12 protein-coding genes, 1 tRNA gene and 1 CRISPR repeat array (1 of these 14 cut by a window edge) are annotated in these 11,492 nt (G+C 42.4%); of the genes, 3 read left to right on the top strand and 10 right to left on the bottom strand.

The genetic code is table 11. The features are described from left to right. Positions 1–102: direct repeats of the CRISPR family, unit length 33 nt; unit sequence GTTTCAATCCACGCCCCCCGTGAGGGGAGCGAC; it reaches 1,804 nt to the left of the window's first position. A 175-nt stretch (positions 103–277) separates the two neighbouring features. From cas2 to STSP1_RS05260, 10 genes are all read right to left on the bottom strand, one after another. After that, entirely contained in the window at positions 278–568 is a 291-nt protein-coding gene (cas2, locus tag STSP1_RS05300; protein WP_085755352.1) for a CRISPR-associated endonuclease Cas2, read from the bottom strand. A 2-nt stretch (positions 569–570) separates the two neighbouring features. After that, positions 571–1,599, bottom strand: coding sequence for a type I-C CRISPR-associated endonuclease Cas1c (gene cas1c / locus STSP1_RS05295; RefSeq protein ID WP_085755351.1), 1,029 nt, complete (start codon positions 1,597–1,599; stop codon positions 571–573). After that, positions 1,583–2,266 carry a CRISPR-associated protein Cas4 gene (cas4, locus tag STSP1_RS05290; protein WP_085755350.1) on the bottom strand — a complete coding sequence of 228 codons (684 nt, stop codon included), beginning with the start codon at positions 2,264–2,266 and terminating at the stop codon, positions 1,583–1,585. The genes cas1c and cas4 overlap by 17 nt, the downstream gene beginning before the upstream one ends. After that, complete coding sequence (gene cas7c, locus STSP1_RS05285) at positions 2,263–3,144, bottom strand: type I-C CRISPR-associated protein Cas7/Csd2 (RefSeq protein ID WP_085755349.1); 882 nt, start codon at positions 3,142–3,144, stop codon at positions 2,263–2,265. The genes cas4 and cas7c overlap by 4 nt, the downstream gene beginning before the upstream one ends. Further along, the gene (gene cas8c, locus STSP1_RS05280) at positions 3,137–4,873 is read right to left on the bottom strand and encodes a type I-C CRISPR-associated protein Cas8c/Csd1 (protein WP_085755348.1); all 1,737 of its coding nucleotides are present in this window, start codon (positions 4,871–4,873) and stop codon (positions 3,137–3,139) included. Before cas8c ends, cas7c begins: the two co-directional genes overlap by 8 nt. After that, positions 4,870–5,532, bottom strand: a complete 663-nt coding sequence (gene cas5c / locus STSP1_RS05275) for a type I-C CRISPR-associated protein Cas5c (protein ID WP_085755347.1) — start codon at positions 5,530–5,532, stop codon at positions 4,870–4,872. Before cas5c ends, cas8c begins: the two co-directional genes overlap by 4 nt. Before the next feature lie 12 nt (positions 5,533–5,544). Continuing rightward, complete coding sequence (locus STSP1_RS05270; RefSeq protein ID WP_085755346.1) at positions 5,545–7,752, bottom strand: CRISPR-associated helicase/endonuclease Cas3; 2,208 nt, start codon at positions 7,750–7,752, stop codon at positions 5,545–5,547. Positions 7,753–7,816: 64 nt separating this feature from the next. Further along, entirely contained in the window at positions 7,817–7,960 is a 144-nt protein-coding gene (locus tag STSP1_RS12465) for a hypothetical protein (RefSeq protein WP_161491616.1), read from the bottom strand. Positions 7,961–8,120: 160 nt separating this feature from the next. After that, positions 8,121–8,516: a four helix bundle suffix domain-containing protein gene (locus STSP1_RS05265; protein ID WP_085755345.1), complete on the bottom strand. Its 396-nt coding sequence runs from the start codon at positions 8,514–8,516 to the stop codon at positions 8,121–8,123. Then, positions 8,485–8,557 (bottom strand) — tRNA-Phe (locus tag STSP1_RS05260). The genes STSP1_RS05265 and STSP1_RS05260 overlap by 32 nt, the downstream gene beginning before the upstream one ends. Positions 8,558–8,798: 241 nt before the next feature. On the opposite strand from STSP1_RS05260, the gene STSP1_RS05255 reads away from it, so the two are divergent. From STSP1_RS05255 to STSP1_RS05245, 3 genes are read left to right on the top strand one after another with little or no spacing between them, the layout of a single operon-like run. Next, the gene (locus STSP1_RS05255) at positions 8,799–9,596 is read left to right on the top strand and encodes a type III pantothenate kinase (protein ID WP_161491615.1); all 798 of its coding nucleotides are present in this window, start codon (positions 8,799–8,801) and stop codon (positions 9,594–9,596) included. After that, positions 9,596–10,750 carry a GTPase gene (locus STSP1_RS05250; protein ID WP_085755343.1) on the top strand — a complete coding sequence of 385 codons (1,155 nt, stop codon included), beginning with the start codon at positions 9,596–9,598 and terminating at the stop codon, positions 10,748–10,750. Before STSP1_RS05255 ends, STSP1_RS05250 begins: the two co-directional genes overlap by 1 nt. Positions 10,751–10,809: 59 nt before the next feature. Further along, positions 10,810–11,478: a hypothetical protein gene (locus tag STSP1_RS05245; RefSeq protein ID WP_085755342.1), complete on the top strand. Its 669-nt coding sequence runs from the start codon at positions 10,810–10,812 to the stop codon at positions 11,476–11,478. Positions 11,479–11,492 lie beyond the last annotated feature (14 nt).

Genomic DNA, 11,492 nt, shown 5'->3' with positions numbered 1-11,492 from the left:
ATGTTTCAATCCACGCCCCCCGTGAGGGGAGCGACCAGACGATCAAATTAAAGATATTATACGGAAGGCGTTTCAATCCACGCCCCCCGTGAGGGGAGCGACAGCTTAATGGTAACAAGTTTATTTATCAGGTTTTATAAGTCAATATTTGCGAACCTTAGCCAAAACATAAAAAAAGAAAACCAGCCTTTTTTTATGCAACTCTATTCAGTTGTTAAAGAATAAGTTACGAAAAATGCGAACCTCCCAAGTAAATTGTAGGCGCTTGGGGTTCGCATCATACAATGAGCGGTCCTTCAGGGTCGTAGGAAGGTTTGGATCCAAAATGTTCGATACGTCTTTGCCAGTTTTTCCCAAGATAATAAAATCTAAGGCTGTCCTTTTCCATATCGGCCAAGTTCAACAATTTATCCTTCAATTCAACCCATTGTGCAGGTTCAAGCAGGCATTCAAATACAGAATTTTGAACCCTCTGCCCTACATTTTCGCATGCTTTTGCAACCTTCCTAAGTCTCCTGCTTCCATCTTTTGTCTGAGTATTTACATCATAAGTAATCAAAACCAGCATTTTTATTTCCAAAAATAAGGTGGATAATCTTCCATTTCAGCTCTCAAGAATCTGGCAAGAAGCATTGCCTGCAAGTGTGGTAAAAGGCCAAACTTGATTTTTTCTTTAGTGAAAGGGTGTATAATCTCATCCTGCTTTCTCTTTTGATAAGCATTGATAAGTAATTTTCTTGTTTCTTCATTCATTTCCACTGCCCCAGATTCGGTCTTTTTGAATCCAGAAGATGTAATCTGCTTTCTGTTTATCAGTGATAGAATGAGCCTGTCTCCAAATATAGGTCTCAATTCTTCCATGATATCAAGAGCAAGAGACGGCCTTCCTGGCCTCAAAGAATGAAGAAAGCCTACTGCAGGGTCTAAGCCTACTGATTCCAAAGCGGATCGTACATCATTTACCAGCAAGGTGTAAGCAAAAGAAAGCATAGCATTGATTTTGTCTAATGGAGGCCTCTTTGACCTTGAAGTAAATTTAAAATCCTCTTTTTGGCAAAGAATTAAGTGGTCGAAAACAGAAAAGTATGTCCTTGCTGCTTCCCCTTCTATGCCCCTAATTATATCCAAAGATTCAGATTCTAATGCCACAAATGCAGAGCTTTTCATATATTTTGAGGCTTTATTTAACTCGTCAGATTTATTCTCGGGGTTATCTCTAAGAGCTCTTTGCAATACAGCTCTATAGTTGGCTATTTTGGCGGTAACAAATTTGCCAGCGAGCTTGGAAGTTTTGCCGTTTTTTTGCTGAAACTCAAACTGCGCTTTTCGAAGAAGCACGTTACCAGATACCGGCCCATTTACTCTCGCAAGGAATCTTCCGTTTTCTGTAAGAAACGAAACAGAAACCCCTTTTTCGCCGCAGAGCCCCATTAGAAATGGACTCATAGATATTTGTCCGAAACAAGTTATCTGGCTTAAAGTGTGAATTGGAACCCTAAGCTTTACTTCTCTGTCAATATTTACGAGAACAGTGTCTCCCTTTTTTGAAAGATACGCTCCTTGCGTAGTAACGAAAAGAGTGTTAAGCATCCGTTTCATCAGACAATATTCTTTCTATATATTGTTTTACCTTTTTGTCTATGCCAGTCGTTTTAGGCAGGCATAATTCTCTAAGAGAACAGCTTTTGCATTTAGGCCCAGGAGTTACTTTTGGAACAACACCTAAATCAAAAACTTTGTGAATCTCATTTGCCAAAGCTGCCGTTTTATCTCGTAACTGTTCAGTAAATTCAACGTCTTCTCTTCTCCTTGTTTTGCCGTAAAAAATTTGCCCCAAGTCAATCTGCACTTCAAGCATTTCTTCCAAGCATACAGCCTGAGCACATAGCTGAATTCTATCGCAGGCTGAAATTTTTGGTTTGCCGTGTTTAAATTCAACAGGACAAGGCTTCCAACGCCCTTCAAATGCTGGTAAATCACAAGTTAGCTTATCATTTGAAGAATCAGATCTTTCGAACTGGACGATATCAGCTTGCCCTGCCAAACCTAATTTATAACTGTGGAGCCTGAGACCTCTGGACATTAAAACGCCGCCACGCATTTCTGTGTCTCTTTTGTGAACCCTGCTGTGGAGCAAATTTCCGCTTGCAGTAAGGAAATTTTCTGCCCATAGAAGCTCAATATGTATCAGGCCCCACTGCCGCTTGCAGAATTGATAATGCTGCAAGCCGGAAAGTTGGAGAAATTGTTCTTCTGAATAGCTCATAATTTGTTTATAACTGTAACTTCTTGGAAGTCGGGAAGCTTTCCATCTTCGGGCAATTCCAATTCATAATCTTCAAACTCTCTTGCAGGTTTTGTTTCTCCAACCTGCTTAATCTTAACCTTATCAAACAGTTTGTGAGCAGGAGCATTTCCGAGAGCAGAATCATGCTTGAACACTATAAGCTTTCTTGCGCACATCTTTCCCCGAGCGGCGGAGTGGTCGTGATCGAACATATTTATCAATGCCTGCCAGAGCATTTCAAGGTCTTCTTCGCCAAAACCGGTCTGCGCTGCAAGATGAGCTGAAATGTACCCTTCAACGCGGTAGAGTCCATAAGGAACGATCTGTTTTCGTCCCATAGTCCTGTTATCGCCGGATTGAGAATCAGCTTCTTTTTCTGTGGCAACAGCCATTCTGGTGATTGTAACATCAAGGGGGCATATCGGATCAATGCTTCTGGCAAAATTTATCTGTACAGGGCCTCTTACCTGTCCGCAGTTGTTTTCTTTAAGGCTCATAACAGCACCAAAGGTTCTTATATCGTAAAAGTTTTGACACATCCACCGCCTCGCTTGACTTATAATTTCAGCTCCTTTATCCTTCTTACTATCGAACTGCAGCGCTTGATATGCTTTACCCTGCTGTTTTGAAAGAACAGCCTTTTCCTTTACGTAAATATCGTTTGGCGGCTGGGCTCCGCTGGATATTTCAACAAAATTGCGGATTTTTCTTTTCAGGCACACGTCGGTAATAATTCCGAAGTGCGTTTCAGGGTCTATTCTCGGCATATTTCCTGCGTCAGGGTCGCCATTAGGATTGCCGTTTTCAACATCAAAAAGATAAACAAATTCGTAGCGGTTTTTAATTGGTTCATTCATTTTCATTCTCCTGATTATTAGTTTTTTCATTTTTAGTGAACAGGTCCTGTCTTTGATGATAATAGCCTATAGCGAAAAGCCCCTGCTGTTCGATTGTAAAATGAGCAGGGAAGGCGGAAACCTCTGAAACAATCTCCTCGATAAGTTTATCGTAGAAAGTTCCATAATCAGATTTGGAAATGTGATGCTGGGCGAGCTTTAGAAGATTTGGAAAAACTGCCCGTGGAGTGGCAGAAGCCGAGCCATAGAATCGGTCTTTAATTGTAGCATTTGCATTTCCGATAGCGCTTTGCTGCAGCCTTTCTAACACTGCAAACAGACGCCCCAGCAGATAAGCTGGATTTTTGTTGTTTTTGTCTAACGACATAGCAACCTCCAAATTGTTATTATTAAAAATTCTTGATTTTCTTGTAAGCACAGCCTTAATCACTGCTGCTTTACAGTAATTTACATTTTCATTAGCTCTTATTCTTTCAATAAGTAATGAAAGGATTCGTTCAGGGTATGCAGTTCCTTTTAGGATTGCCATCATCAATGCTCCGGAAAGCAGAGGAGGCGGGCCTTCATGTGATTTCTGGCTTACTGTCTGCCGAAGGATCTGCCAGAGAGAAGGAAATTCGCTGTCTTTATCTGAGCTGCGGATTATCTGTAAATCCCTGAAATGCTGCCCGATTTTTTCACATATATCAGAAACATCTGAAACATGCCAGAACCGCACAGACAATCTTGAAGCATTTGGAGAGAGCCCGAGGATGTAGAAGTTGTTGCCTTCTTCAATATCAGCCGGCTTTCTTCCTAATCGAACTGTTTCGAGAAAAGTTCTTACAGATTTATTCTCGGAATCTTCATTATTGTATGGTTCAAAAACCAAACCAAAGATACCTTCAACAGCACTCTGCCTTTCCGACCAGAAAATTGTGGTGGCGTCACCTATCTGAATCTTTTGCCTGCTGTTAGAGCTCAGGAGATATTTCAGGGCAGTAGTGTATTTGAAGGCTGCTTTACTGCCAACAGACGAATTGTAATTTTGTGTTTTTCCATAAGACTCAAAAGAACTCTTATTGTATGAAACAATTGCAGCTCCGCTGCTTTGAGCTCCTCTAACCCCTCCAAGCATAGGGTGTATATTAGGGATTTGCTCAGCTTCGCCTGTAACAGAGCATATTCCGTCTGAAAAATCAATACTCAAGAAGTTCTTGTAATTATCCGACCATATCTTCCTTATGACAGGATTTTCATGAATAAATGCCCTTTTGGTTTCAAGCTGGAAAACTATATTCTTGCCCTCAATTTCTTCCCAGTTGTCAATACCTTCAGCTGAAGATGGCTGCCATTTCTGAAAAAAATTCAGTAAGGCTTTTGCTTCAGGTTCCTCGCATTTTTCGAGTAAATCGAAATGCAGTTTTTTGAAATTATCGAACTTCAGCTTGTCTTTCTTTGCATCTTTGCCGCTGCTTCCTAATACAAAGCCGGTATTATCCCAGAGAAAAAATGGATGCTCATGAGCTTTCGAACCAGATCGGCCGAAACTTTGCGGAACATCCATATACCTTGGATACGATTTTTTCTTTTCATAAATTTGCAGGTCTTTAACTTGCTTCAGATTTCCGTTTTCATCAATAACCGCAGCAGCGTTAATCTTTTCTACGGAGAAACCTGGCTCTGGAACTTGAAGGTCTTCTCTCTCTTTGAGCCTGTCGTAATATCTGCTCAATTCTTGGATAATCATGTTTTCACCTCCTCTGCGAATAAATCAGGAACTTCAATTATGCCATTGTGCATTACTGCACGGAAAAATCTGGGCTGATAGTTATTTTGGTAGTCTAAGTCGTGAAGCATAAACCCTAAATCTTTTTCTCCATTATTTTCAGAAGACGCAATCGCCTCGTCTTCTCCAAGCCGCCTGAAATTTGCGCTGAATTCTCTGCATCCAAAATAGGGCTGACTAAAACATTTGCCTTTAGCAGCGCGGCGTTTGAACATATCTAAATGCTTGCCTATGTTGCTGTCTGCAGGGTCATTAAGCTGGCAATATGCTTCTATCACGTACGATACATCCCGCAAAATCATAGAAGCTCTCTGCTGCCTTGAGTCTTCAATATAGAGGGCTAAGCTGTCATCAGTTCCGCCTTTATTTATAAGACTGGTTGAAGGTTTTTTTGTTCTCTGAGAAACTTCGTTTCTCCTGATGTTGGTAAATCGAATAGGTTTTAATACATGAATTTTTTTTATGATCCATTTTATTTCCGGTTTCCAATAAACCGCTTCTAAAACTCCTCTTGCGGCAGACGGCGTGATTACATCATAACTTACTCTTTCGGATTTCATTTCCGGCCGGGTAAAGAGCGCGTAATCGCCCCAGACTTTTAATTTCACTCCATAGCTCATAAAATCTCCTTATTAAACAATCAATTTTCCTGCATCAATTTCTAAGTTATCTAAATTCAATCCTATTTTTTCATCGTAAAGCTCATCTCTAATAAGTACAGGGAAAGTATCCTGTACTATTTCGATTGCTCCATATTCAAATAATTTTGCCCAGTTGCTCTGGTGAACCTGAACAGTGTATTTTTGGAGCTGCCTTGAAATTTTCCTTAAATTTGCAAATTCATTCACCTCTGAAATCAGTTTTTTTGCTTCCTTATCTCTTTGGATAATAAGCGGCTTGGTATCATCTTTGATTAATTTAAAGTTCTCAGACACCTTTTTGAACGGGAAATTGAGGTTTTGTTTTGATTCTTCAATTTCTTTAACAATTCCTTCTTTATCCAACTGCTCTTCACTAATCCAATAAAGATTTTTAAAGTATTCTTCAATATTGGATAGGTCAAGAATTTCTTTTTTTGAAGTGTTTAGGATGGTTACAGTTTCGTTAGCACTTTGAGTTAAGAAGCCGGGCGGACAGCCGTTTTCTGGCTCGAATATGAAAAGCTTTCCCCAATCAAGCCGTCCTTCTCTATTGCACCTTCCTGCTGCCTGAGCTATTGAATCCAAACCAGCCATGGCTCTGTAAACAACAGGAAAATCAATATCAACTCCCGCTTCCACAAGCTGAGTGCTGACGAGCAGGCAGGCTTCATGATTATTGAGCCTTCCTTTAATTTCCTCAAGAACTTTTCGCCTGTGGGCAGGATACATATTTGTGCTTAAATGGTATGAGTTTTCTTGAGGGAGCAGCCTAAAAATCTCAGCAGCCGTTTTTTTTGTATTCACAATGCATAGTCCTTGAGAGGCATTTGATAACTCTTCGGCAATTTCCTCTTCGTTCCTCACACCTAAATATTTCGCTTGAACCCTTTTGAGCTTTTCAGCCAGTTGATTGGGAGACTTAGCAATCTCTCTTACATTTTCCAGCCCTTGAGGAAAATCATTTCTTTTAATAATAGCAGGTTGTGTTGCGCTGCATAAAACGGTTGTGCAGTTGTAGCTTTGTGAAAGCTCTCTTAACGATTCAATGCATGGGATTAAATACTCCAATGGTATTTTTTGAACCTCGTCCAGTATTATTACACTGTTTACAATATTATGGAGCTTTCTATTTTTTGAAGTTTTGTTTGAAAATAGGGATTCGTAAAACTGTACGCTGGTGGTTATAATCACAGGCCAGTCCCAATTTTCTGAGGCTAATTTTGCCTTGTTGTATTCAAAATCGTTATCATCATATTCAAAATTGCTGTGATGTTCGATTACTGCATCGGGATGTAAAAATTCTCGAAATACCTCTGCGTTCTGTTCAATAATATTTGTGTAAGGTATTACATAAATAATTCTTTCTTTTTTGTTTTTTATTGCATGTTCAAGTGCAAATCTCATTGAGCTTAGAGTTTTTCCTCCGCCTGTAGGTACGGTGAGAGAAAAAAGCCCGGGAGGCAGGGAAGAAGCTTCTATGCAGTCTTTCAGAATATCTTTTCTGATTTTGTTAATGTTTGTGTCTGGAACGTTACTGAGCATAGCGTCCATATTGTTGGAGAGAGCATGATGGAGATCTCTTAAAGTATGATTGCTGCCTCGAAGAGAAGTCCTTTTGTAGTCAAAAAAATTTTCAGAATCTAAAAAATCAGCATCAACCAAGCTGGAGAATAGCATTTTAATAAGAAAGAATAATTGAATTCCTGCCCGATCAGTCGAAATAGGAAAGGGAGGATTTTTTGGAAGGTCTAAATTACTTTTAATTGTGTCTGCATGATGATATTCAGGAACTTCTTTTTTAAGGCGTTCGTTTAAGCATGAACTTTCAGAGGACAGACCGTCGGGTAGGCCGGAATGATGCCCGCAGATGCAATAAGCTAACAATTTCCCTATTTGCGGATCAATTCCACTTACGTATTGTCCGCCCGCTGTGGAGTGATCTACTTTTATAGAAGGCTTTTTATTCGGTGGTGATTGACTGCTTTTTAAGAGATAATCCTGAAATTCTTTTGAATATTTGCCAGTGTCGTGGAGCAGACCAATCAAATATCCCCAGTTGCTGCAGTTGAACTCAGACGCAAAAGAACTGGAAATCTCAGCAACACTTTGCAGATGGTCTTTTAATAAATGCCAATTTTCTCTGCTTTTATTATCAATTAAATTGACAGGCTTCGAATGAGCATAATATTTTTTAGCCATTTTAACTCCAAAAACTCTTTGATAACATTACAAATATTTTTTTGATATAAACATTTCTTTAACCTCAATAGTTATTGTAGAAATTAGTATTTGAAATGCAATGTCCAATTCTCTGCTTAACCTCTGCAATCCAATACGCCGCCTCATCGGCGCTCTTCAGATTTCGATATCCCCCGTGCTTGGGCAGAAGCTTTTCGCTATCGCTCATATCCCCAGTCTTTCGAAATTCCTTATTTCTCCCTGCTTCAATAAACTGATAAATAATTATAACAATGGTTTAAGGCGTGTAAAGGGAGAAGCAGAGTTCTAAAATTTGGTAAATCTGAGCAGGCTTTTTTCGCTTGAATTTCAAAGATGGCCGGCGGGCTTTATGAGCCCTTTTTCTTTTTTCTCGTTGCGTATAGTCTTTCGGTAAATCCGCCTTCGGATTCAAACGCTTCGGCGAGTGAATTGATTTGTTTCTTGAGCAGGCCGCAGGCAATGTTGATAAGGGTGATAGCGGAATTAGCGATCAAATAGGCAAATGCTATTTCTGTCTCGGCCGGCGGGGAAGACCCAGTATTAGTATTAAATTCACCCAGTCCAGCAAGTCCACTGGGTCCAATTCTCTGCTTAACCTCTGCAATCCAATACGCCGCCTCATCGGCGCTCTTCAGCCGCTTGGCAATTAAAAATGCCCCTGAGAATTCCCAACTGGCGTTTTTGAGACTCTCAAGGGCGAATCCGGAGTAGTGGTTAGGGACGGATTCGAACCGTCGACACACGGATTTTCAGTCCGTTGCTCTACCAACTGAGCTACCCAACCGAAGCTGAATCCCAGCAAGAGAGGAGAATTCTAATAAAAAGTTCGAATCTTTCAAGCATTTTTGCAATGATTTTAGAAAATATTTCCATCAGCCTGCGTAAAATTGCTTTACATTGAGAATAGAGCCTTTTTTATGTGCTGCCGGCGGGTTGGTCAAGTTGACAAGACCTCGTGAATTGTTATGCTCTTTCTTTCGGTTTCGCACACAGCAAATACATCTCTTTTTGGTAAAGTTAATATTATGAATATTCTTGCAGTAGATATAGGCAATTCAAATATCAAGTTTGGGCTTTTTATAGATGCAGAGAGGCAGCCTTCTCTGAGCGTTAGCGGCGGCGATTCGCAGGCTGTTTCTGATGCCCTCAGGCAGTGTTGGGATAAGCTGCCCGTTGCTAAACGCTCCACAGAGGGCAGGAAAGAGGGTGTGATCGTTTTCTCGAGCGTTAAGCCTGAATGGACAGAAAGCTTCCGGCAGCTCTGCCGTGAGCAGATTGATGAGAAGCCGCTTGAGGTTGGGCTTGGCAAGGATGTAGATCTGCCGATAAAGCTCAATACAGAATTCCCCGCAGATACCGGCGTTGACCGCGTGATGGCGGCAGCGGCGGCGTATGTCGTTGCTCAGGGGCCGGTTGTGGTGGCCGATATAGGCACAGCCGTAACGGTGGATGCTGTGGACGGGGAGGGAAATTTCCTCGGCGGGGCGATCGCCCCGGGGCCTGAGCTTTGTGCACGTGCGCTCAGCAGCGAAACAGCGAAGCTCCCGGAGGTGCAGGTGCAGCAGCCTGCTCTGCCTGTTGGCGCAAATACCGAGCAGGCAGTGAACAATGGAGTTTTCTATATGGCAGCGGGGTTTCTTGAGTATTCCGTGCGTAAATTTGCAGAGGAGCTGGGGAGCTGGCCGCAAACTGTAGTAACGGGGGCATCAGCGGGGCTCTTCAAGGATGAATGCGAGTTTGTTGATGATTTCGTGGAGGATTTGGTGCTCAGCGGGATTGTGCTTTCGTATAAGAAGAAGATCGCAGATACGCCGGATTCGTGATGACATTCGCCTCGGTTACAACGCCTAAAACCGGTGCCGCAATCTCCATCGTGAGCCTTTTTGGAAAAGATGCAGAACGAATCTGCTCCGAGACTTGCGGGATACCAGCTGAGAGGCTCAAGCCCGAATCGCACCTGCTGGCGAGGATCTGCGAAGGCGGCAGAGAGGTGGATGAAGTGGTTCTCGGCTGCCTCGCTCCCGGTAGGATAGATATAAACTGCCACGGCAATCCGATTATAGTAAGGCAGATTGTGAGCCTGCTCGAGAAAGCGGGCGCTGAAGCTGCCGAGCCGTGTGAATTTATGCTGCGAGAAAAGCTTGCTGTTTTCTCCGGCGATGCCATCAGCCTCGAGGCCGAGGTTTATTCCTGCTTTACTCATTCGCTCAAAGCCTGCGCTATTATTAAGGCTCAGGCGGAGGAAGGGCTCAAAAAAGCAGCCGTCGGCTGGGTAAAATGCAGCAGCAGAGAAGCCGCTAGCGAGGCAGAAAACATTCTGCATAATTCGCAAGCCGCCCGCAAATATTTCAGGAAGCAGAGGATTGCGATTGCCGGCGTGCCCAACTGCGGGAAAAGCACCTTGCTCAACCGCCTTGCAGGCGATCAGGCGGCGATTGTTTCCGATGTGCAGGGAACTACCAGAGACTGGGTTAGCGCAGGGGCGAGGCTTGCCGATATGCAGATTGAATTTATCGATACTGCCGGTTTGTGCGCAGAGCCCCGTTGCGAGATAGATGCAGAATCCCAGAGGCGTTCGCTCAAGATTGCCCGAAGCTGCGATGGAATCATCTGGCTTCTAGACCCCGCTCAGGATATCCAGGCCCAGCTTGAATACAGAAAGGAGCTCGGGCTCACCTCACCTGTTATAACAGCTATCAACAAGGCCGATATGCCCGAGCTTGAAGCACTGGAAGGCCGCTTGCCGGCCGAAGTTATCAAAATCAGCGCACAAAACGGCTTCAATATCGATAAGCTTTGCGATAAACTGCTCCAAACCGCCGGCACGGAAGATTTAACTGTTACTGATGCTGTATGCTTTACATACCGCCAGCTTGAAATCACAGAAAAAATCGCAGCACAAGAGGGAAGCCTCAAAGAAAACATCCAGCAGCTCATAACTGCCCGCCCAAAACTCACCTTCGACCTTATCAGTTAGTTGCCAAGAGGGAGTTTTTTGCTTAAAATGGGAGCGTTTTTATATTAAGGATTGGTCTAATGAAAAACCCATTCAGAGAAGGCACGATAAGCCATGATGATTTTAAAACAATGTCTGATTTAAGGTGGCATTGTTCTAAATGTGAGCTTCAATCCGGCCAAGCAAAAACTTGGCAGGTTTGGAGGCAGGAAAAAGGGATTCAGCTGGATACAGACGGGAAAGGCAATTTTTACAAGAGAATGTATTGTGCCAGTTGTGAGGCTCAAACATTTCATCGAAAGCTGAAATCTCTGGAAATTCTGGAAGTTAATAAAGCCAGATACGGTATTCGCTCGAAATTAGCCAAACGAATCAAGCAGCTTTATAATTTTGAAGAAGCGGTGCTTCTGAGGCGGCTCTCAGAAAGAGAGCTTGAGATTGACCATAAATTTCCGCAGGTGAGATGGGCGAAAAATGAGGAGTGTTTTGATGAATATTCAGACGAAGAACTAAAAGATAACTTTATATTGTTAAGCAGAAGCAATAATCTTTGGAAATCAAGACATTGCGAAAACTGCCTGAAAACAGGTAAAAGAGGCCATTTCCCCGGCATAAAATATTGGTATAAAGGCGGAGAAGAATGGAAAGGCAAAACCGAGAATGACCCTGCTGGCTGTATTGGATGCTTTTGGTACAACCCGTATAAATGGCGTGAGAGCTTACAGAAACTAATTGACAAAAGTTCATAAAATATTTTGGCAAG

The organism is Sedimentisphaera salicampi, assembly GCF_002117005.1.
Classification (GTDB): domain Bacteria; phylum Planctomycetota; class Phycisphaerae; order Sedimentisphaerales; family Sedimentisphaeraceae; genus Sedimentisphaera; species Sedimentisphaera salicampi.
Note: the sequence above shows the minus strand (reverse complement) of the source record. Positions and strands in the feature narration are given on the sequence as shown.